The sequence below is a fragment of the Pseudomonas sp. SJZ103 genome, assembly GCF_007828335.1.
Classification (GTDB): Bacteria; Pseudomonadota; Gammaproteobacteria; order Pseudomonadales; family Pseudomonadaceae; genus Aquipseudomonas.
Genome location: NZ_VIUN01000001.1, coordinates 813,505 through 835,197, shown reverse-complemented (window position 1 = coordinate 835,197; position 21,693 = coordinate 813,505). Strand labels below are relative to the sequence as shown.

Below are 21,693 nucleotides of genomic sequence, written 5' to 3'. Positions count from 1 at the left end.
CCATGTCGAAATTTTTTATCGACCGTCCCATTTTCGCCTGGGTAATTGCCCTGGTGATCATGCTGGTCGGGGCACTGTCGATCCTGAAGTTGCCCATCAACCAATACCCGGCCATCGCGCCAACCGCCATCGACATCCAGGTGACCTACCCAGGCGCGTCTGCACAAACCGTGCAGGACACCGTGGTGCAGGTCATCGAGCAACAGCTCAACGGTATCGACAACCTGCGTTATGTGGCCTCGGACAGTAACTCCGACGGCAGCATGACCATCACCGCGACGTTCAACCAGGGTACCAACCCGGACATCGCGCAGGTTCAGGTGCAGAACAAGCTCAACCTGGCGACCCCACTGCTGCCGCAAGAAGTGCAGCAGCAGGGTATCCGCGTAACCAAGTCGGTGAAGAACTTCCTGATGGTAATCGGTCTGGTGTCGGAAGACGGCAGCATGACCAAGGATGACCTGTCCAACTACATCGTTTCCAACATCCAGGACCCGATTTCCCGGACCGCGGGTGTGGGCGACTTCCAGGTATTCGGTTCGCAGTACGCCATGCGTATCTGGCTGGACCCGGCCAAGCTGAACAACTTCCAGCTCACGCCGGTGGATGTCAGCACCGCCATCTCTGCGCAGAACGTCCAGGTGGCCACCGGTCAACTGGGCGGCCTGCCTGCCCTGCCCGGCAACCAGCTGAACGCGACCATCATCGGCAAGACCCGCCTGCAAACGGCGGAGCAGTTCGGCAACATCCTGATGAAGGTCAATGCCGACGGTTCCCAGGTTCGCCTGCATGACGTTGCCCGCATCGAACTCGGCGGCCAGAACTACAGCATCAGTGCGCAGTTCAACGGCAACCCGGCTTCCGGTATGGCGATCAAGCTCGCATCGGGCGCCAACGCCCTGGACACCGCCAAGGCCATCCGTGCCACTGTGGCGTCCCTGGAACCGTTCTTCCCGCCTGGCATGAAGGCGGTGGTGCCATATGACACCACCCCGGTCGTGACCGAATCGATTTCCGGTGTGGTACACACCCTGATCGAAGCGATCGTGCTGGTGTTCCTGGTGATGTTCCTGTTCCTGCAGAACTTCCGTGCCACCATCATCACCACCATGACCGTACCGGTGGTATTGCTGGGTACCTTCGGGATCCTCGCGGCATTTGGTTTCACCATCAATACCCTGACCATGTTCGGCATGATCCTGGCCATCGGCTTGCTGGTGGACGACGCCATCGTCGTGGTGGAAAACGTCGAGCGGGTAATGGCCGAGGAACACCTGTCGCCGAAAGAGGCGACGGTCAAGTCCATGGGCCAGATCCAGGGCGCCCTGGTGGGTATTGCCCTGGTGCTGTCGGCGGTACTGTTGCCGATGGCGTTCTTCGGCGGCTCCACCGGTGTGATCTACAAACAGTTCTCCATCACCATCGTTTCGGCCATGGCGTTGTCGGTACTGGTTGCGCTGATCTTCACCCCGGCCCTGTGCGCCACCATGCTCAAGCCGATCGATCCGGAGAAGCACGGCCAACCCAAGCGCGGTTTCTTCGGCTGGTTCAACCGCACCTTCGACCGTGGCGTCCTCAGCTACGAGCGCGGCGTGGGTAACATGATCAAGCACAAGATCCCGGCGTTCCTGGTGTACGCGCTGATCATCGCCGGCATGATCTGGCTGTTCATGCGCATCCCGGCTGCGTTCCTGCCCGATGAAGACCAGGGTGTGATCTTTGCCCAGGTGCAGACCCCGGTAGGTTCGTCGGCTGAACGTACGCAAAAAGTCATCGACGATATGCGCGCCTACCTGCTCAATGACAAGGAAGGCGAGCCAGGCGAAGGCAAAGGCGTGAAATCGGTGTTTACCGTAAACGGCTTCAACTTCGCCGGTCGTGGCCAGAGTTCGGGCCTGGCCTTCGTGATGCTCAAGCCGTGGGACGAGCGTGATGCTTCCACCTCGGTATTCGAGATCGCCAAGCGTGCCCAGGGTTACTTCATGCAGACCTTCCAGGACGCCATGGTGTTTGCCATTGTGCCGCCGTCTGTACTGGAACTCGGTAACGCCACCGGTTTCGACGTGTTCCTGCAAGACCAGGGCGGTGTCGGCCATGAAAAACTGATGGCTGCGCGTAACCAGTTCCTGGGCATGGCTGCCCAGAGCAAGATCCTGGCCGGTGTGCGCCCCAACGGCGTAAACGATGAGCCGCAATACGAGCTCACCGTGGATGACGAGAAGGCCAGCGCCCAAGGCATCACGCTGTCCAACATCAACCAGACCCTGGCGATTGCCTTGGGTGGCAGCTACGTCAACGACTTCATCGACCGTGGTCGAGTGAAGAAGGTGTACGTGCAGGGTGAAGCCGCGAGCCGGATGTCCCCGGAAGACCTGAACAAATGGTACGTGCGCAGCGACTCCGGGAAGATGGTGCCGTTGTCGGCCATCGCCTCGGGCAAGTGGATCTACGGCTCGCCGAAGCTCTCGCGTTATAACGGTGTAGCGGCGATGGAAATCCTCGGTACCCCGGCACCCGGCTACAGTACCGGTGACGCCATGGCCGAAGTTGAACGCATCGCCAAGCAATTGCCGGCGGGCGTGGGCTATGCCTGGACGGGCCTGTCGTATGAAGAACGCCTCTCCGGCTCCCAGGCGCCGGCGCTGTATGCGCTGTCGCTGCTGGTGGTGTTCCTGTGCCTCGCGGCGCTGTACGAAAGCTGGTCGATCCCGATCGCCGTAATCCTGGTGGTTCCACTGGGCGTGGTGGGTGCGTTGATCGCCACCAGCATGCGCGGCTTGTCCAACGACGTGTTCTTCCAGGTGGGCTTGTTGGTAACGGTGGGCCTGGCGGCGAAGAACGCCATTCTGATCGTCGAGTTCGCCAAGGAGCTCCACGAGCAAGGCAAAGGCATCGTCGAAGCTGCCATCGAGGCTTCCCGGATGCGTCTGCGGCCGATCATCATGACCTCCATGGCGTTCGTCCTCGGCGTATTGCCGCTGGCGATCTCCTCGGGCGCCGGCTCAGGCAGCCAGCACGCGATCGGTACCGGCGTAATTGGCGGTATGATCACGGCCACGGTATTGGCGATCTTCTGGGTGCCACTGTTCTTCGCAACTGTGTCCGCCATGGGCGAACGTAAAAAGACTGAACCTAAGCACACTTCTAAAGAGGCTGGCCAATGAGCAAGTCGCTACTTTCCTTAGCCGTCACGGCATTCGTGCTCAGTGGCTGCTCGCTGATCCCTGACTACCAGCGCCCTGAAGCGCCGGTGGCAGCTCAGTTCCCACAGGGGCCGGCGTATTCGTCGGCCCAGGCGCCGGGACAGGCCGCTGCCGAGCAGGGCTGGAAACAATTTTTTCATGACCCTGCCCTGCAACAGCTGATCCAGACCGCGCTGGTGAACAACCGTGACCTGCGTGTCGCGGCCCTGAACATCGACGCCTATGCGGCGCAGTACCAGATCCAGCGTGCCGACCTGTTCCCGGCCGTATCGGCCACGGGCAGCGGAAGCCGTTCGCGCACCCCGGCCAAGCTGTCGCAGACCGGCGAATCGACCATCACCAGCCAGTACTCGGCCGGCCTCGGGATCAGTTCTTATGAGCTGGACCTGTTCGGTCGTGTGCGCAGCCTGAGTGAAGAAGCCCTGCAAAAGTACTTCGCCACTGAAGAAGCGCGGCGCAGCACCCAGATCAGCCTGGTGGCCAGTGTGGCGAATGCCTACCTGACCTGGCAGGCCGACAAGGAACTGCTCAAGCTGACCCAGGACACCCTGGGTGCGTACGAGCAGAGCTTCAAGCTGACCTCGCGCAGCAACGAAGTCGGCGTGGCCTCGGCCCTCGACCTCAGCCAGGCGCGCACCTCGGTGGAAAACGCCCGCGTAGCACTGGCGCGCTATACCCGCCAGGTGGCCCAGGACGAAAACAGTCTGACCCTGCTGCTGGGCACCGGCCTGCCGGCGAATATCGCCAGCAAGCCGCTGTCGGATGACCTGCTCAGCGACGTCCCGGCCGGCTTGCCCTCGGACCTGCTGCAACGTCGTCCCGACATCGTGCAGGCCGAGTACAACCTCAAGGCCGCCAACGCCAACATCGGTGCGGCCCGTGCAGCGTTCTTCCCGAGCATCAGCCTGACCGCCAGCGCCGGCACCGCCAGCCCTACCCTGGGCGGCCTGTTTAAAGGCGGTTCGGGCACCTGGTCGTTCGCCCCACAGATCAACATCCCGATCTTCAACGCCGGCAGCCTGCGCGCCAGCCTGGACTACTCGAAGATCCAGAAAGAGATCAACGTGGCGAACTACGAGAAGGCGATCCAGACCGGCTTCCAGGAAGTCTCCGACGGCCTCGCCGCGCGTGAGACCTACAAGCAGCAGCTGGAAGCCCAGCGTGGCTTCGTCGCGGCCAACCAGGATTACTACCGCCTGGCCGAGCGTCGCTACCGCATCGGTGTCGACAGCAACCTGACCTTCCTCGACGCCCAGCGCCAACTGTTCAGTGCCCAGCAATCGCTGATCACCGACCGCCTGGCGCAGCTGACCAGCGAGGTCAACCTGTACAAGGCCCTCGGCGGTGGCTGGAACGAGCAGACCGCGAAGAACGAACCGCTGAAAGAAGAAGCACCGGCGTTGAAGTTGTTCTGATAGCGCCGTTGTAATCAAAACCGCTTCCTTTACTGGAAGCGGTTTTTTTATGCCCGGTCATCGGTGCTTTGCGATAGCCAGAATGTTTTTGTGACAGCGGGCTTGGTTTGGGGCTGCTTCGCAGCCCAACGCGGGGCAAGCCCGCTCGCCACAAAACTCTCCCGCCTTGCTTTGCGCTCAACCTTTCAGGGTAAAATCTGTCACAGATTCTTACAGACCACAGAGGGAGCTTGTCGTAATGATCGTAGGAATCGACTTGGGGACCACAAACAGTCTCGCAGCCGTCTGGCGCGGTGATGCCGCCGAAATGGTGCCCAATGCCCTGGGCCAGTTGCTGACCCCAAGCGTGGTCGGGCTGGATGACCAAGGCCGTGTCCTGGTAGGCCAGGCCGCCAAAGAGCGCCTGCACACCCACCCGCACCTGACCACCTCGCTGTTCAAGCGATACATGGGCAGCGCCACCGAAGTGCGCCTGGGCGACCGCTCGTTCCGCCCCGAAGAACTCTCGGCGTTGGTGCTCAAAAGCCTCAAGGAGGACATCGAGCGTACCTACGGCCAAACCGTCACCGACGCAGTGATCAGCGTGCCCGCCTACTTCAGCGACGGCCAACGCAAGGCCACGCGCATCGCCGGTGAACTGGCGGGGCTCACCGTTGAGAAACTGATCAACGAACCGACCGCAGCGGCCCTGGCCTACGGCCTGCATCAGCGTGATAAAGAAACCTCGTTCCTGGTCTTCGACCTCGGAGGTGGCACCTTTGACGTGTCGATCATCGAGTTGTTCGACGGCGTGATGGAGGTCCGCGCCAGCGCCGGCGACAACTTCCTCGGTGGCGAAGACTTCGACACCCTGTTGCTCGAACACTTTGTCGACAGCCAACGTAACGCCACAGGTTTCCCGCCCACCCGCACTGTGCTGCAAGCCCTGCGCCGCGAAGCCGAGCGCGTGCGCAAAGCCCTGGGCCAGGATGACAGTGCTGAGTTCGCCCTGCGTGTCGACGGCCAGCAATGGGTTAAAACCGTCACCCAACAGGAGTTGGCCAAGCTCTACACCCCGCTGCTGGAGCGCTTGCGCGCGCCGATCGAACGCGCCCTGCGCGATGCGCGGATTCGGGTCGGCGACCTGGATGAAATCCTATTGGTGGGCGGCACCACGCGCATGCCGCTGGTACGCAAACTCGCCGCCGGCCTGTTCGGGCGCTTCCCCTCCATCAGCCTCGATCCCGACCAGGTGGTCGCCCACGGCGCGGCGATCCAGGCCGCGCTCAAGGCGCGCTCCGCCGCCCTCGAAGAAGTGGTGCTGACCGACGTCTGCCCCTACACCCTGGGCATCGAAACCTCGAACCAGTACGGCGGCCATATCGAAAGCGGCCATTACCTGCCGTTGATCGAACGCAACAGCAGCGTGCCGGTGAGCCGGGTCAAAAGTGTGGTCACCCTGCACGACGACCAGACCCGCGTGCTGCTGAAGATCTACCAAGGCGAAAGCCGCCTGGTCAAAGACAACATTGAGCTGGGCCAACTGGATATTCCCGTGCCCAAGCGCAAGGCCGGTGAAGTGTCCCTGGATGTGCGTTTCACCTACGACAACAACGGCCTGCTGGAAGCCCAGGTGAATATCCCGCTGACCGGCGAGCAGCATTCGCTGGTGATCGAGAACAACCCCGGCGTGCTCAACCCGCAGGAGATCCAGCAACGCCTGCAAGCCCTGGCGCAATTGAAGGTCCACCCACGCGACCAGCAGGTCAACACCGTGCTCGTCGCCCGCCTCGAACGGCTCTACCAGGAAAACCTCGGCGAGCTGCGCGAACAGCTCGGCCATTGGGCGGCGCAGTTCCAGCAGGTACTCGACACCCAGGACGAACGCCGCATCCGCGAAGCGCGCAGCGAACTGACCCGTCAACTTGAGCAACTCGACAACGGGTTCTGGCGCTGAGGGAACACCGATGGATTGCTGGACCGTACTGCAACTGCCGGATGACGCCGACGAGCGCAGCATCAAGCGCAGCTATGCGCGGCTGCTGAAAAGCTGCCGCCCGGACGATGACGCCCAGGGCTTCCAGCGCCTGCGCGAGGCCTATGAACACGCGCTGAGTGAAGCACGCTGGCGGGCTGATAACGAAGAGGCAGAACGCGTCCAGGCGCCCGTGGCCGACGCGGTCTACGAAAACCTGAATGACCTGGCCGAACTGATGAACATCAGCCCCGTCAGCCCTGCGCCCTTCGAAGCCCACACACCCGACCCGGCCCAGGCACTGCTCGACGGCCTTAACGCGCGTAACCTCGATGAACGCTGGGCCCAGGCTCGGCAACAGGGCTGCACCGATGCGTTCCAGGCCGGCCTGTTGCGCCATTGTTTCGAAGCACCGGGCGAACGCAGCGCCATCGCCGGTTGGGCCGCGCAACACCTGGAATGGCTGACCCCCTGGCAGCAGGTGGCGATGACGTCCTGGCAATACGAAGCGCTGACCGGCGAACTGCTGCAAGACTACCGCCGCACCCTGCAGGAACTCCTGGAGCAAAAGGCCGAGCGCGAGTTCATCACCCAGCTCACGCAGTACAACGACCAACCCTGGCTGCGGGTGTTCGACCTGCAACAGCAGTGGCAACGTATCGTCCTGCACCTGCTGCATGACACCCAATGGAGCGTGCCGCTGTTCGAGCGCGTGTGCCAGGCCTTCGGCTGGGACGACCAGAAAGGCGTCTACCCGGAACCGGCGTGGATGTGGCGCGAATTGGTGTCACGTTGCGAGCAGGAAAGCTTCTACGCCAGCTTACAAGACAAGGCCCAGGATACGCGGCGCACATCAGCCGATGCCCTGGCCGCGCGCCTGCTGCTGACACCGATGTCCGCCACGCAACACAAACGCATGATCGATGGGTTTGGCGAAAACGAGTGGAACGCCTGCCAGCACCTGGCGCAAACACTGACCTGGCGCTATCCGCAACTGGTCGAGCGCCTGCCTCAAACAAACCTGTTCTTTTGGCGCAAATTCGTGCCTCGGCCGATCTACACCCAGGTGTTTATCCGGCTATGGGCCGTCTTCGTTTTGGGGCTTGGCCTGAGCATCGCCCACGATAAGCCAGACAGAATGGACGGGATGTCGCTGGTCATTTTCATGTTGATGGCGTTCGTGCCGGCGGCCGTTGGCTTTCGCGTCACCCAAATGTGGGCCGGGATGAGTTCAACCTATCGGGTTCTGGATGTGTGGCTGAGCCAGTACCTGATCCCCAAGCGAATCAACCCCAATGACTACTGGCTGGTCATTCGCCACGGCGTACCGCAGGCGATCATGCTGGTGGCCTGCGGCTTGATGCTCGGCGTGCTGGGCATGTTCACCTACGCGGGTATGGTCCTGATCAACCTGTTGCACAAGACGCGCATCGGTCAGATGAGCCAGAAATTCAGTGAAAGCTACCCGTGGCTGAACGGTTTGCACTGGGCCTTCTGGAGCCCCCTGCAAGTGGTGTTCCTGGTGGTAATGGTGGCGCTGATCGTAGCTGCGCAACACTACCTGCCGGCGGTGCCCTGGACCCACTTCGACCTGCCCAAACGATAACCCGCAAATGCCGGGCCACAGCGCCCGGTAACTTGCGTTCGATCATCGCCCACAACCCGCCCACCCCCGATTGAACCGCCCCCGCACCGCCCCGCACCATGGCCGCCACCTGCATAAACTCAATAACAACAGGTTCTACGCCATGAGCACTTTTCACCCGCGCCGGCTGCTGCTGGCCACCACTATCGCCAGTCTTGCCCTGCCCGTCGTCGCCGAAGAACACGGTTTTCTCGAAGACGCCAGCGCCAACCTCAACCTGCGTAATTTCTTCTTCAACCGCAATTTCACCAACCCGACCAAGACCCAGGGCGGCGCACAGGAGTGGACGCAGAGTTTCATCCTCGATGCCAAGTCCGGCTTTACCCAGGGCACCGTCGGTTTCGGGGTGGATGTGCTGGGGTTGTACTCGTTGAAGCTCGATGGCGGGCGCGGTACCGGTGGCACCCAGTTGTTGCCGCTGGACCACGATGGCCGCCCTGCGGATGAATTCGGGCGTCTCGGCGTGGCGTTCAAGGCGCGTATTTCCAAGACCGAAGTGAAGGTCGGCGAATGGATGCCGGTGTTGCCGATCCTGCGTGCGGACGATGGCCGCTCCCTGCCGCAAACCCTGCGCGGCGGGCAGATCACGTCGAAGGAAATCGACGGCCTGACCCTGTACGGCGGCCAGTTCCGCGCCAACAGCCCGCGAGACGACAGCAGCATGTCGGACATGTCGATGGTCGGCAAAACCGCGTTCACCTCGGACCGCTTCAACTTCCAGGGCGGCGAGTACGCCTTCAACGACAAACGCACGCAGATCGGCCTGTGGAACGCCCAGCTCAAGGACATCTACAGCCAACAGTTCGTCAACCTGATCCACAGCCAGCCCGTGGGCGACTGGACCCTGGGCGCCAACCTCGGGTTCTTCTACGGCAAGGACGACGGCAGCGCCCGCGCCGGCGACCTGGACAACAAGACCTGGTCCGGCCTGTTCTCGGCCAAGTATGGCGGCAACACCTTCTACGTCGGCCTGCAAAAACTCACCGGCAACAGCGCGTGGATGCGCGTCAACGGCACCAGCGGCGGCACCCTCGCCAACGACAGCTACAACTCGAGTTACGACAACGCCGAGGAAAAATCCTGGCAAGTACGCCACGACTACAACTTCGCCGCCCTCGGTGTACCGGGCCTGACCCTGATGAACCGCTATATCAGCGGCAGCAACGTGCACACGGGCACCATCACCGACGGCAAAGAATGGGGTCGCGAAAGCGAATTGGGCTACACCGTACAAAGCGGCGCGATGAAAAACCTTATGGTGCGCTGGCGCAATTCCAGCATGCGCCGCGATTACAGCAACAACGAGTTCGATGAAAACCGGTTGATCGTCAGTTACCCGATAAGTCTGCTGTAATCCAGCGCGACACTTACTGTATCGTGCGCGCCTGCCGCTGCTGATCCGCCCAGCAGCGGCCTCTTATTCGAGCCTGCGCACACCATGAAATCCTTTGCCTTAGCAAACGCCGTGCTTGCCCTGGTCTTATGCCTCAGCGGCTGTATCGGAGCGCCCATCGCCCTGACAACGCAGACCGAGCAACGCCTGCAAGCCGAGGCGCCGATCCGTTTTTTGCTGACCTTCGACGATGGCCCCAGTGCTTCGGGCTACGACAACCCCAGCCGTTCAGTGGTCGCCGACCTGGCACACAACCCGGTGCTGCCGGGGATCAAGGCGGTGTTCTTCCTGCAGACCGAAGCGGCCCGCTCCGGCGGCAGCTCCAGGGGGCGCAAGACCATGGAACGCGAGTATGCGGGCGGCCATATCCTGGCGTTCCATACGGCGACGGCGTTTCATACCAACCATCGCTGGCTGAGCAATACCGAACTGGAAAGCACCCTCACCCAGGGCGCGGCGGATATCGCCTCGATCACCGGCGCACCGCCCGTGCTGGTGCGCCCGCCGTTCTGGAACTACGACCGGCGCACCTTCGCCGCCTACCAGCGCCATGGCATGCAGGTCTTGCTGACCGACCTGAGCGCCAATGACGGCAAGATCTGGGGCTTCAACGGCAGCCCACGCCGCCGCGCCAACCTGTACCGACAACTGTCGGTGGTGCGCGAGCGCATCGCACTGGACGAATTGCCCACGGTGGACGGCGTGATACCGGTGGTGGTGACCTTCCACGACATCAACCGCTACACCGCGCGGCATATGCAGGAATACCTGCAGATCCTGCTGGACAGCGCCCGAGTCAACGGCATGAAGACCGCCACCGAACCGTTCTACACCGATACGGCCGCCCTGCAACGCGCGGCGCTGGCGCGTACGGTCAAAGATGTGAATGAAGCCGTGCATCTTCCGGGCGTGTGGAATTGGGTGTGGGACGCAGACTCCCACTGATCACTCGCGCGACTCGACACCCAGCTCATCCCATACAGACTCCGCCAGGTGAAACGTGGCATTAGCCGCCGGAATCCCGCAATAGATCGCACTCTGCATCAGTACTTCCTTGATCTCGGCGCGGGTCACGCCGTTACTGGCGGCCGCACGCAAATGCAGCTTCAACTCTTCACTGCGGTTCATGCCGATCAGCATGGCGATGGTGATCAGGCTGCGGGTGTGCCGAGGCAGCCCGGGGCGGGTCCAGATATCACCCCAGGCGTGGCGGGTGATCATCTCTTGGAACTCGCTGTTGAACTCGGTCAGGGCATTGAGGCTGCGGTCGACATGGGCATCGCCCAGCACTTCGCGGCGCACTTGCAGGCCATCGGCATAACGTTGTTTCTCGTCCACAAAAAACTCCTGCTTCAATAAGATTTCAACTCGCCACAACAGCTGCCTCAGCGGGCCAGCAGAAACTGGATAACCCGGTCACTGAATGCAGCACCGGCCTGTACGTTGGACAGGTGCGCGGCGTAGAACTCGGCGTATTCGGCGCCCTGTACATGGTGCTGGATAAAGTGACCACCGGCCGGTGGGGTGACGGCGTCTTCAGTGCCGGCAATCACCAGGGTTGGTGCCTTGATCTTCGACACCTGCTCACGGAAATCCGCATCACGCACGGCGGCACAGTTGGCCGCGTACCCTTGGGGCGAAGTCGCGGCAAGCATGTCGGTGATCTGCTTGGCCTGATGCGGGCTGGCCGCCGCAAAATCGGCGGTGAACCAGCGTGCAATCGATGCATCGCGCAAGGCCACCATGGCTGCCGCGCCGTCGCGCAGGACCATCTCGATCCGTGGGTTCCAGATCTCCGGTGTGCCGATTTTGGCGGCGGTGTTGCACACCACCAGGCGGTGCAGGCGCTCACCCGCGTTAATCCCCAGCCATTGGCCGATCAAGCCGCCCATGGACAGCCCGCAAAAATGCGCACGCTGAATATCCAGCGCATCCAGCAGAGCGATCACGTCGTGGCCCAGTTGCTCGATGCTGTAGGGTCCCTCAGTCACCAGGGATTTACCGTGGCCACGGGTGTCGAAACGCAACACCCGGAAATGCTTGGTCAACGCCGGGATCTGGATGTCCCACATGTGCAGGTCGGTGCCCAGCGAGTTGGACAGCACCAGCACCGGCGCATCCACGGGGCCATCAAGTTGGTAATGCAGTTCGCCCTCGGCGAGTTGTACGAAAGCCACAGCGTTCTCCTTAGGCGGTCAGTGCAAAGTGTTCGGTGACAGCGCGAGTGACCCAGGTGGTCGACTGGCCCAGATAGTGGGCCGGGTCGAGCAGGCGGTCCAACTCAGTGGCGGACAGCTCGGCGGTGACCTGCGGTTCGTCCGCCAGCACCGCGCGCAAGTGGCGCCCCTCGGCGACGGCGCGTTTGCAGCATTGCTCCAGCAGGTGGTGCGCGGTTTCCCGGCCCAGGCGCTGGGCAAGCACGATACTGACGGCCTCGGCCAGCACCAGGCCTTGGGTCAGGTCGAGGTTGTGGGCCATGCGTCCAGGGTCGACTTCCAACCCTTCGCTCACCAGCAGCGCTTGTTTCAAGGCACCGGAAACCAGGCGGCAAATCTCCGGCAAGGTCTCCCATTCGGCGTGCCACAGGCCCAGGCTGCGTTCGTGTTCCTGAGGCATGGCGCTGAACATCGTCGCCACCAGGCCGGGCACGCGCGTGGCGGTGCTGATCAGCACGGCGGCGCCGACCGGGTTGCGTTTGTGGGGCATGGTCGACGAACCGCCTTTGCCGGGCGCCGACGGCTCGAAGACTTCGGCCGCTTCGGTTTGCATCAGCAGGCTGATATCGCGGCCCAGTTTGCCGAGGCTCCCGGCGATCAGGCCCAACACGGCGGCAAACTCCACCAGACGATCGCGCTGGGTGTGCCAGGGTTGTTCAGGCAAGCTCAGTTGCAGTTCAGCCGCCAGCGCCTCGGCCACCGGCATGGCGTGTTCACCGAGTGCCGCTAACGTCCCCGACGCGCCGCCGAATTGCAGCACCAGCAAACGCGGTTTCAGTTCTTCCAAGCGCTGGCGACTGCGCGTCACCGCGCCCAGCCAACCGGCAATCTTCATCCCCAAGGTGACCGGCGTTGCGTGCTGCAACCAGGTACGCCCGGCCAACGGTGTCGTCGCATAACGCTGGGCCTGGGCGGCCAGCACGTCGCCCAGGCGCGCCAGGTCCGTGTCGATCAACCCCAGCGCCCGCCGCAGTTGCAGCACCAGCCCGGTGTCCATCACGTCCTGGCTGGTCGCGCCCAGGTGCACATAGCGCTCGGCCCCAGCATCCTCACTGGCAATCAGCTTGCCCAGCGCCTTCACCAGCGGAATCGCCGAATTCCCCGCCGTGGCAATCGCCACGCCGAGGGCATCCACGTCGTACAGCGACGCCAGGCACGCCTGGGCAATCGGCGCCACGACGGCCTGCGGGATTACCCCGACCTGGGCCTGCGCCCGAGCGAGCGCGGCTTCGAAATCGAGCATGCCCTGCAAGCGTCCCTGGTCGCAGAACACCTCGGCCATGCTGTCAGCGGTGAAGTAAGCGTCGAACAGTTGATTGCTCGTGCGCAGTGTCATAACTCATCCCTTACAAATCGTGATGCAGGTACGCCGCCTGTTTCGGCAGGCGCAAGCTGAACAGGAAGGCCACCGCCATCATCGCGGTGACGTACCAATAGAAAGTGTTTTCCATGCCGATGGATTTCAGGCTCAGCGCGACGACTTCCGCCGAACCACCAAACACCGCATTAGCCACCGCATACGCCAGCCCCACGCCCAAAGCACGCACCTGGGGCGGGAACATCTCCGCTTTGACCAGGCCGCTGATGGAGGTGTAGAAGCTGACAATCGCCAGGGCCAGGGTGATCAGCACAAACGCCAGGAACGGGCTGGTGACGGTTTTCAAGGTCAGCAGGATCGGCACCGTGAACAGGGTGCCGAGGCCTGCGAACCAGAGCATCGAATTACGTCGGCCGATCTTGTCCGCCAACATACCGAAGAGCGGCTGCATGCACATATAGAGGAACAGTGCGCCGGTCATGATGTAGCTCGACGTCTTGGCGTGCATGCCCACGGTGTTCACCAGGTACTTTTGCATGTAGGTGGTGAAGGTGTAGAAAATCAGCGAGCCACCGGCGGTGTAGCCGAGCACCGTAACGAACGCTTTGCCGTGGTCGCGAAACAGCGCGACGATGCTGCCGGCGTCCTTGTCTTCACGCATTTCCTTGCTGGTGGTTTCCTTGAGGGTGCGACGCAGCAGCAGGGAAATCACCGCCGCAATCGCACCGATCACGAACGGAATCCGCCAGCCCCAGGCGCGCAACTCTTCTTCAGTGAGGATCTGTTGCAGGATCACCACCACCAGCACCGCCAACAGTTGGCCACCGATCAGGGTCACGTACTGGAACGAGGCGAAAAACCCACGCTGGCCCTTGAGCGCGACTTCACTCATGTAGGTCGCGGTGGTGCCATATTCGCCCCCCACCGACAGGCCCTGGAACAGCCGCGCCACCAGCAGCAAGGCCGGGGCCCAGGCGCCGATGTCTTTGTAGGTGGGCAAAAAGGCAATGACCAGGGAACCGGCGCACATCATCAGCACCGAGATCATCATCGAATTCTTGCGCCCGTGCTTGTCGGCAACCCGGCCGAACAGCCAGCCGCCGATAGGGCGCATCAGAAAGCCGGCGGCGAACACGCCAGCAGTGTTGAGCAGTTGGACCGTGGGGTCATCCGACGGGAAAAACGCCGGGGCGAAGTAAATGGCGCAGAAGGCATAGACGTAGAAGTCGAACCATTCGACCAGGTTGCCGGAGGAGGCACCGACAATCGCAAAGATCCGTTTGCTACGTTCTTCTCCGGTGTAGTGACTGGTGGTGGTTGTCATGGTTTTTTTCACTCAGTGGGAACGGTTATAGCCTAGACATACTTTGCAACAACCATGTTCCGCAAGCAGACTTTTGAGTAGGCAGTGCCTGAACCGGCCCCATCGGGGGCAAGCCCCCTCCCACCTTTTGACCGCGCCGCCTATCAAATGTGGGAGGGGGCTTGCCCTCGATGAGGCCCTGACAAGCGACTCAGTAATCGAAGAACACCGTTTCCTTATCTGTCCCCTGCAAAATCACATTCCACTGATGCACACCCGCCGCATCCGGCTTGGCAATCAACGTGCCGCGCCGCTCTGCGGGCACACACGCCAACAATGGGTCATCCCCATTCAACGCCTCGCCCTCGAAATAAATCCTCGTCAGCAGGTGCTTCACTAGCCCACGGGCAAACACCAGCACCACCAGGTGCGGCGCCTGGGTCGTACCTTGCAGGCCCGGCACGCTGCCCGGCTTGATCGTGGTAAAGCGGAAGCGCCCTTCGGCATCCACCGGCACCCGGCCAAAGCCTTCGAAATTCGGGTCCAGCGCCTTGTCCTGCTCATCTTCAGGGTGATCGTACTTGCCGGCGGCATTGGCCTGCCAGACTTCGAGCATGGCGTCGTTGACAACATCACCGTTGCCGTCCACCACTTGCCCGCTGATCGCCACGCGCTCACCGAGGGTGGCGGCGACGGTCAAGTTTTCGCGGTTCAGCCAGGTCAGGCCGATGTGGTAGTACGGCCCGACGGTGTGGGACGTGGTCGCGTTGAGTGTCATCTCATTTCTCCATCGGCGTGGCGTCGCGGCCGCGCAGGACGATGTCCCAGCGGTAGCCGAGGGCATAGGAAGGAATGGTTTTTTCCAGATCGAAACGGGCGATCAGGCGTTCCTTGGCGCTGGTATCCGGTACGCAGTTGTAGATCGGGTCGTATTCCAGCAGCGGGTCGCCAGGGAAATACATCTGCGTCACCAGGCGCGTCAGCACGCTTGGGCCGAACAGCGAAAAGTGGATATGCGCCGGGCGCCACGCGTTGTGGTGGTTGCCCCATGGGTAGGCACCGGGCTTGATGGTCTGGAACTGGTACCAGCCATCGGCGTCGGTGACGGTGCGCCCGGTGCCGGTGAAGTTCGGGTCCAGCGGCGCATCGTGCAGGTCACGCTTGTGGTTGTAGCGACCGGCGGCGTTGGCCTGCCAGATCTCCACGAGAATGCCCGGCACCGGCAGGCCGTTTTCATCCAGCACGCGACCGTGAATGATGATGCGTTCACCCAGGGGCTCGCCGTCGTGTTGGGCAGTGAGGTCGTTGTCCTTCTCGCTGACTCGCTCGGCACCGATGGTCGGGCCGGTGATTTCCGACAAGGAATGGGGCAGAAACACCAACGGCTGGGACGGCGAACGCAGGTTCGTCGACTGATAGGCCGGGTGCAGGTAATCAGGTTGAGTGCCCGCTTGCGGGCGCCGGTAACCGGGCTTATCACTCATGGAGCAGTCCTCTCTTATTAGATGCGTTCAATCGCCAGGGCCAGGCCTTGGCCGACGCCCACGCACATGGTCGCCAGGCCTTTACGGCCGCCGGTTTTTTCCAACTGATGCAGGGCCGTCAGTACCAGCCGCGCACCGCTCATGCCCAAGGGATGGCCAAGCGCAATGGCGCCACCGTTCGGGTTGACCTGGGGGGCGTCGTCGGCAATGCCCAGTTCACGCAGCACCGCCAGGCCTTGGCTGGCGAAGGCTTCGTTGAGTTCGATCACATCAAAGTCAGTGACGGCCAGGCCCAGGCGCTCCACCAGCTTGCGCACCGCCGGCACCGGGCCGATGCCCATCACCCGTGGCGCGACACCGGCGCTGGCCATGCCCAATACGCGAGCGCGGGCAGTCAGGCCGTGTTTTTTCACCGCTTCGGCAGACGCCAGGATCAGCGCGGCCGCGCCGTCATTCACACCTGAGGCATTGCCGGCGGTGACGGTTTTGTCCGGGCCGTTGACCGGCTTGAGTTTGGCCAGGGCTTCCAGGGTGGTGTCCCTGGGGTGCTCATCGTGCTCCACCACGGCTTCGCCTTTTTTATGGGCGACCCGCACCGGCACGATTTCTTCAGCGAAGAACCCGGCCGCCTGGGCGGCGGCGGTGCGTTGCTGGCTGCGCAGGGCGAAGGCGTCCTGGTCAGCGCGTGAAACCTGGTAGTCGTCGGCGACGTTATCGGCGGTCTGCGGCATGGCATCCACGCCGTACTGGGCCTTCATCAACGGGTTGATAAAACGCCAGCCGATGGTGGTGTCTTCCAGCTTCATGTTGCGCGAAAACGCCGCATCAGCCTTGCCCATCACGAACGGCGCACGGGACATCGACTCGACGCCACCGGCAATTGTCAGCTCCATTTCGCCGCTGGCGATGGCGCGAAAGGCGGTGCCGATCGCATCCATGCCCGAGGCGCACAAACGGTTGAGGGTCACGCCAGGAATGCTCTCCGGCAGGCCGGCCAGCAACAGCGCCATGCGGGCAACGTTGCGGTTGTCTTCACCGGCCTGGTTGGCGCAGCCGAGGAACACCTCGTCAACGGCCGACCAGTCCACCGATGGGTTGCGCTCGATCAGCGCCTTGATCGGCAAGGCCGCCAGGTCATCGGCACGCACGGTGGACAGGCCACCGCCGAAACGGCCGATGGGGGTACGAATCGCATCGCAGATAAATACCTCGCGCATCAGGCTTCTCCCGGTGCTTGGCCATGGGCGGCGGCCGTGCGTGCTTCGAGATCACGCAGGGCAGTCAGTTCCACCTCGGTAGGCTCGGCGGTGGTGCTGACCTGGTCGGCAAATCGAATCGCCCAACCGGTGGCCGCTACGACTTGCTCGCGGGTCACGCCCGGATGGAGGGCGGTGACCACAAATTCATGGGTGCCCTCTTCCGGCTCCATGATGCACAGGTCGGTAATAATTCCGACAGGACCGGCACCCGGCAGACCCAGGCGTTTGCGCGAATCGCCGCCTTCGCCGTGGCCGACCGAGGTGATGAAGTCCAGTTTGTCGACAAACGAACGGGACGACTGCTTGAGGATGATCAGCACGCTCTTGGCCGAGCCGGCGATTTCCGGCGCGCCACCGGCGCCCGGCAGGCGCACCTTGGGGTGGTGATAGTCACCGACCACGGTGGTGTTGATGTTGCCGAAGCGGTCGACTTGCGCGGCACCGAGGAAGCCCACGTCGATACGCCCGCCCTGCAGCCAGTAGCGAAAGATCTCGCCAGTCGGCACTACGGTGTCGGCGGTTTCCGCCAGTTCGCCATCACCGATCGACAGAGGCAATACGTTGGGCTTGGCGCCAATCGGACCGGACTCGTAGATCAGCACCACATCTGGCGATGAGGTCAGGCGCGCCAGGTTGGCGGCCTTGGACGGCAGGCCGATGCCCACAAAGCAGACCGAGCCGTTCTTGAGGCGGCGCGCGGCGGCGACGGTCATCATTTCATTGGTGGAGTAAGCCATTACTTGGCCTCCTGCTGTGTGGTCAGCTTGGCCTGGAATTCACTGAAATCGGCAGTGCCGTGGATGTATTCATCCATCCAGGCGGTAAAGGTCCCTCGGTCGCGGGCGATTGGGTCCCACGCCTGATAGAAGCGGTTGTCTCGCTCGTTGTAGCCGTGGGCGTAGGACGGATGTGCACCACCGGGTACATGGCACACCGCAGTCAGGGCCCAGGTCGGCAGCACGCAGCTGTTCATCGGCGCGTTCAGGTCATCGACGATTTCTTCCACGGTGACGATGCAGCGCTTGGCCGCCAGGGCCGCTTCCTTCTGCACGCCAAGAATGCCCCAGAGCAGCACGTTGCCCTTGCGATCAGCCTTTTGCGCGTGGATCACGGTGACGTCCGGACGCACCGACGGCACCGCTGCCAGCACTTCACCGGTGAACGGGCACGTCACGGTCTTGATCAGCGGGTTGACCTTGGGCAAGTCGGAACCCGCGTAGGCGCGCAGCACCGCGAAGGGCAGGCCGGATGCGCCGGCGACGTAGGCATTGGCCAAGTCGGCGTGGCTGTGCTCTTCGATTTCCAACGGTTGCGGCCATTGCTTTTCGACCGCGTCGCGCAGGCGATGCAGGGAACCTACACCCGGGTTACCGCCCCAGGAGAAAATCAGCTTGCGCGCACACCCTGCACCGATCAACTGATCGTAGATCAAGTCAGGCGTCATACGCACCAGCGTCAGGTCTTTCTTGCCCTGACGAATGATTTCATGACCTGCGGCCGTAGGGATCAGGTGGGTAAAGCCTTCGAGGGCAACGGTATCGCCGTCGTTCACGAAGCGCTTGACCGCATCACGCAGGGTGAGAATTTCAGCCATGGGGTTGGGCTCCCGATATGGATCGAAAAAGGCGCTGAGGTGGCGCCGAAGTGCTTGAAGATTAAGCCGGGGAAATGGGCCAAACAATCCGATAATCGACTCAGCGTTCGATTATCGAACGAATTGTTGGCAGGCTATCGATTGATCTCAGGTGGCATCCGCATGGCTGACCATGCCCTTGATGACAACGGCAGCAGTGGCCAGAGCGGCCGGAATCACCAGGGCGGTGAGCACCTGCTCGAAGTTCCAGCCCAGGCCCAGCAAGGCGGCACCCATCCACGCGCCGAGGATCGCGCCGAAACGGCCGATGCCGAGCATCCACGACACGCCGGTGGCGCGGCCTTGGGTCGGGTAGAAGCGCGCGGCCAGGGACGGCATCGCCGATTGCGCACCGTTGACGCACATCCCGGCGACCAGCACCAAGGTGGCCAATAGAGTGATATTGCCCAGGCTCTGCCCTACCGCGTAGGCAAACACCCCGGCCAGCAGGTAGAAGGTGCCGATGACCTTGTGGGGATTGAACCGGTCCATCGCCCATCCCACGCCGACGGCGCTCAATACGCCACCAAACTGGAACAACGCCCCGATGAAGGCGGCCTGCTCCATGCTGGCGCCGCTGTCGCGCATCAGGGTCGGCAACCAACTGGTCAGCAGGTACACGATCACCAGGCCCATGAAGTAAGTCAGCCACAACAACAAGGTGCCCGCGCTGTAGGTGCCGGAAAAGATCACCGCGAACACGTTGCGCGCCTTGACGGTTTTTTGTTCGGGCACGCTGAAGGCAGTGGCCTGGGCAACAATAGAGGGTTCGATGGGCGACAGGGTTTTGCGCACCTTGTCGGTGCCGCGGTTGCGCACCACCAGGTAACGCGCCGACTCCGGCAGCCACACCAGCAGTACCACGGCGAGGATCAATGGCAGGATGCCGCCAATCAGCAGCAGGCTATGCCAGCCGAACGCGGGGATCAGCTTGGCCGAGATAAACCCGCCACCGGCCATGCCCAGGTTGAAACCACAGAACATGCTGGTCACCAGCAGCGATTTGTGACGCTCGGGGGTGTATTCGGACAGCAGGGTCGTGGCGTTCGGCATACCGGCGCCCAGGCCCAACCCGGTGAGGAAGCGCAGCACCAGCAACTGGTCGACATTGCTGCTGTAGGCCGAGGCCAGGCTGAACGCGCCAAACACCAGCACGGCGCCCACCAGCACCACTTTACGGCCGAAGCGGTCGGCCAGCGGCCCGGAACCCAGCGCGCCGAACACCATGCCGATCAATGCGGCGCTCATCACCGGGCCAAGGCTGGCGCGGTCGATGCCCCAGTCCTGGGACAGCGCGGGTGCGATAAAACCCATGGCGGCGGTGTCGAGGCCATCAAGGAAGACAATGAGGAAACACAGGATCACCACGCGCCACTGGTAACGAGACAGTGGCTGGGTGTTGATAAAGGACTGCACGTCCAGGGTGGTACCGACAGAAGGCTGATTCATTATTCTTATTCCACACCGATGGCGGGCCAACGGCCTGGGGCCGTCATTATTATTGGGGCGCCCTCAAGAGCGCTGCCGCACAGTAATAAGCCGGGGGAAACATCGTCAATTCATCAAGCGGGGATCTGTGCGGTCACCGAACACCTTAGGCAAACAGCTGGGCACTCAACTCACGGCTGGCACTGAGCATGCTCGGCAGGAAACGCTGCTCCAGCTCGCTGCGGCTGACCCGTCCCGCGTGAGTGCTGACATTGAGCGCCGCCAGCACCTGGCCCGACGCGTCATACACCGGCACGGCGATGGAGCGCAGGCCCTGTTCCAGTTCCTGGTCAACAATGCACCAGCCCTGCTGCCGCACCTGTTGCAGGCACTCGAACAAGGCTTCTGGGGTGGTCAGGGTGCGGCTGGTCTTGGTGGGCAGGTCAGCGTGGTCGAGGTAGTCCTGCAGCGAGGCATCATCCAATGCCGCGAGCAGGATGCGACCCATGGAGGTGCAATAGGCCGGCAACCGTCCGCCTACCGACAGGTCCACGGAAATCAGGCGCTGGGTGGTGGCCGAACGGGCGATGTAGAGGATGTCGTCGCCTTCGAGGGTGGCCATGTTGCAGGCTTCGTGCAGTTGCTCGCTCATGCGGTCCAGGTACGGCTGGGCCGACACCGCCAACGGCGTGGAGGACAGGTAGGCGTGGCCCAGGGTCAGGACTTTGGGCAGCAATGAATAGGTGCGCCCATCGGTGGTGGCGTAGCCGAGTTTGATCAGGGTATGCAGGCAGCGGCGTACGGCGGCGCGGGGGATTTCGGTGCGGTGGCTGATCTGGGCGATGGTCAGGTGGCGCTTGCGCTCCTGGAACGCCTGCACCACGGCCAGGCCGCGGGCCAGCGAGGTCATGAAGTCCGGGTCACCGGTAAACGCCTGGATACGCTTGGCCGGCGAGGCAACGATCGGCGGCGCCACTGACGCGAAAGAGTTGCGCAATTGATCGTTCATGCCAGGTTCCTTTCTCTTATTGTCAACCGCAGGGGATTGGGCTGCTATTACAAGCCGGGCCGGCCGTGATGCACAAGGCAAGCCCAGCAACATTGGGCGATTATCGGACAACCATGCGATTATCGCAATTTTGCACCTCGCCTGAAGCCGACCTCCCATTCATGCCATCGGATAATATTAAGCCGGTCATTTAATAGCGGGATCCCTTGTTGTATTTATGACGCCAGACTTTCAGCAAATACCGACGCGTCCGCGTAACAAAACACTCACACAAAGGTGACGCTTTTTAACTTTATGCCGATAGTGTTATTCAAATGCGCCGCTATAATGCACCCTGTGCGGAGGTCAACCCGGTTTCATATCGGGGCAGGGGCTCGCCAAACCATGCACAGGCCGTGCATGGGCGGTCGCAATTACCTGCCTGGAATGACTG

At 62.3% G+C, this 21,693-nt stretch carries 17 protein-coding genes; 6 read left to right on the top strand and 11 right to left on the bottom strand.

Features of this window, described 5'->3' with window-relative positions:
* Nucleotides 1-2 precede the first annotated feature (2 nt).
* The 6 genes from FBY10_RS03950 to FBY10_RS03925 all read left to right on the top strand — a co-directional run bounded on the left by FBY10_RS03950 (nucleotide 3) and on the right by FBY10_RS03925 (nucleotide 10,555).
* A complete protein-coding gene (locus tag FBY10_RS03950) occupies nucleotides 3-3,164 on the top strand; it encodes an efflux RND transporter permease subunit (protein WP_131697175.1) in 3,162 nt (1,053 codons plus the stop codon).
* Entirely contained in the window at nucleotides 3,161-4,618 is a 1,458-nt protein-coding gene (gene adeC, locus FBY10_RS03945; protein ID WP_065928271.1) for an AdeC/AdeK/OprM family multidrug efflux complex outer membrane factor, read from the top strand. The genes FBY10_RS03950 and adeC overlap by 4 nt, the downstream gene beginning before the upstream one ends.
* A gap of 238 nt (nucleotides 4,619-4,856) precedes the next feature.
* Complete coding sequence (locus tag FBY10_RS03940; protein ID WP_131697176.1) at nucleotides 4,857-6,554, top strand: molecular chaperone HscC; 1,698 nt, start codon at nucleotides 4,857-4,859, stop codon at nucleotides 6,552-6,554.
* A 10-nt stretch (nucleotides 6,555-6,564) separates the two neighbouring features.
* Complete coding sequence (locus FBY10_RS03935; protein ID WP_145334964.1) at nucleotides 6,565-8,178, top strand: J domain-containing protein; 1,614 nt, start codon at nucleotides 6,565-6,567, stop codon at nucleotides 8,176-8,178.
* Between the two features lie 142 nt (nucleotides 8,179-8,320).
* Nucleotides 8,321-9,571, top strand: a complete 1,251-nt coding sequence (locus FBY10_RS03930; RefSeq protein WP_145334966.1) for an OprD family porin — start codon at nucleotides 8,321-8,323, stop codon at nucleotides 9,569-9,571.
* Between the two features lie 84 nt (nucleotides 9,572-9,655).
* Nucleotides 9,656-10,555: a polysaccharide deacetylase family protein gene (locus FBY10_RS03925; protein ID WP_131697179.1), complete on the top strand. Its 900-nt coding sequence runs from the start codon at nucleotides 9,656-9,658 to the stop codon at nucleotides 10,553-10,555.
* Here the strand turns inward: FBY10_RS03925 and pcaC are convergent, their stop codons facing one another.
* From pcaC to pcaR, 11 genes are all read right to left on the bottom strand, one after another.
* On the bottom strand, nucleotides 10,556-10,948 hold the full coding sequence (gene pcaC / locus FBY10_RS03920) for a 4-carboxymuconolactone decarboxylase (RefSeq protein WP_024073913.1): 393 nt from the start codon (nucleotides 10,946-10,948) through the stop codon (nucleotides 10,556-10,558).
* Nucleotides 10,949-10,995: 47 nt separating this feature from the next.
* Nucleotides 10,996-11,787: a 3-oxoadipate enol-lactonase gene (pcaD, locus tag FBY10_RS03915; RefSeq protein ID WP_145334968.1), complete on the bottom strand. Its 792-nt coding sequence runs from the start codon at nucleotides 11,785-11,787 to the stop codon at nucleotides 10,996-10,998.
* Between the two features lie 10 nt (nucleotides 11,788-11,797).
* Entirely contained in the window at nucleotides 11,798-13,162 is a 1,365-nt protein-coding gene (locus tag FBY10_RS03910; protein ID WP_145334970.1) for a 3-carboxy-cis,cis-muconate cycloisomerase, read from the bottom strand.
* A gap of 10 nt (nucleotides 13,163-13,172) precedes the next feature.
* A complete protein-coding gene (locus tag FBY10_RS03905) occupies nucleotides 13,173-14,468 on the bottom strand; it encodes an MFS family transporter (protein WP_131697182.1) in 1,296 nt (431 codons plus the stop codon).
* Between the two features lie 190 nt (nucleotides 14,469-14,658).
* Nucleotides 14,659-15,225, bottom strand: coding sequence for a protocatechuate 3,4-dioxygenase subunit alpha (gene pcaG, locus FBY10_RS03900; protein ID WP_131697183.1), 567 nt, complete (start codon nucleotides 15,223-15,225; stop codon nucleotides 14,659-14,661).
* A gap of 1 nt (nucleotide 15,226) precedes the next feature.
* Entirely contained in the window at nucleotides 15,227-15,931 is a 705-nt protein-coding gene (gene pcaH, locus FBY10_RS03895; RefSeq protein WP_027604405.1) for a protocatechuate 3,4-dioxygenase subunit beta, read from the bottom strand.
* 17 nt (nucleotides 15,932-15,948) lie between these two features.
* Entirely contained in the window at nucleotides 15,949-17,151 is a 1,203-nt protein-coding gene (gene pcaF / locus FBY10_RS03890; RefSeq protein ID WP_178116723.1) for a 3-oxoadipyl-CoA thiolase, read from the bottom strand.
* Nucleotides 17,148-17,927 carry a CoA-transferase subunit beta gene (locus FBY10_RS03885; RefSeq protein WP_131697185.1) on the bottom strand — a complete coding sequence of 260 codons (780 nt, stop codon included), beginning with the start codon at nucleotides 17,925-17,927 and terminating at the stop codon, nucleotides 17,148-17,150. Before FBY10_RS03885 ends, pcaF begins: the two co-directional genes overlap by 4 nt.
* Nucleotides 17,927-18,784: a CoA transferase subunit A gene (locus tag FBY10_RS03880; RefSeq protein WP_145334974.1), complete on the bottom strand. Its 858-nt coding sequence runs from the start codon at nucleotides 18,782-18,784 to the stop codon at nucleotides 17,927-17,929. Before FBY10_RS03880 ends, FBY10_RS03885 begins: the two co-directional genes overlap by 1 nt.
* A 147-nt stretch (nucleotides 18,785-18,931) precedes the next feature.
* Entirely contained in the window at nucleotides 18,932-20,272 is a 1,341-nt protein-coding gene (locus FBY10_RS03875; protein WP_145334976.1) for an MFS transporter, read from the bottom strand.
* 145 nt (nucleotides 20,273-20,417) lie between these two features.
* Nucleotides 20,418-21,260 carry a pca regulon transcriptional regulator PcaR gene (pcaR, locus tag FBY10_RS03870; protein WP_017530459.1) on the bottom strand — a complete coding sequence of 281 codons (843 nt, stop codon included), beginning with the start codon at nucleotides 21,258-21,260 and terminating at the stop codon, nucleotides 20,418-20,420.
* Nucleotides 21,261-21,693: the final 433 nt, after the last annotated feature.

Coding starts and splice junctions, on each gene's coding strand:
- FBY10_RS03875 (WP_145334976.1), bottom strand. CDS start 20,272: ATGAATCAGCCTTCTGTCGGTACCACCCTGGACGTGCAGTCCTTTATC.
- FBY10_RS03880 (WP_145334974.1), bottom strand. CDS start 18,784: ATGGCTGAAATTCTCACCCTGCGTGATGCGGTCAAGCGCTTCGTGAAC.
- FBY10_RS03950 (WP_131697175.1), top strand. CDS start 3: ATGTCGAAATTTTTTATCGACCGTCCCATTTTCGCCTGGGTAATTGCC.
- FBY10_RS03905 (WP_131697182.1), bottom strand. CDS start 14,468: ATGACAACCACCACCAGTCACTACACCGGAGAAGAACGTAGCAAACGG.
- FBY10_RS03935 (WP_145334964.1), top strand. CDS start 6,565: ATGGATTGCTGGACCGTACTGCAACTGCCGGATGACGCCGACGAGCGC.
- FBY10_RS03940 (WP_131697176.1), top strand. CDS start 4,857: ATGATCGTAGGAATCGACTTGGGGACCACAAACAGTCTCGCAGCCGTC.
- FBY10_RS03925 (WP_131697179.1), top strand. CDS start 9,656: ATGAAATCCTTTGCCTTAGCAAACGCCGTGCTTGCCCTGGTCTTATGC.
- FBY10_RS03910 (WP_145334970.1), bottom strand. CDS start 13,162: ATGACACTGCGCACGAGCAATCAACTGTTCGACGCTTACTTCACCGCT.
- pcaR (WP_017530459.1), bottom strand. CDS start 21,260: ATGAACGATCAATTGCGCAACTCTTTCGCGTCAGTGGCGCCGCCGATC.
- pcaH (WP_027604405.1), bottom strand. CDS start 15,931: ATGAGTGATAAGCCCGGTTACCGGCGCCCGCAAGCGGGCACTCAACCT.
- FBY10_RS03885 (WP_131697185.1), bottom strand. CDS start 17,927: ATGGCTTACTCCACCAATGAAATGATGACCGTCGCCGCCGCGCGCCGC.
- FBY10_RS03930 (WP_145334966.1), top strand. CDS start 8,321: ATGAGCACTTTTCACCCGCGCCGGCTGCTGCTGGCCACCACTATCGCC.
- adeC (WP_065928271.1), top strand. CDS start 3,161: ATGAGCAAGTCGCTACTTTCCTTAGCCGTCACGGCATTCGTGCTCAGT.
- pcaG (WP_131697183.1), bottom strand. CDS start 15,225: ATGACACTCAACGCGACCACGTCCCACACCGTCGGGCCGTACTACCAC.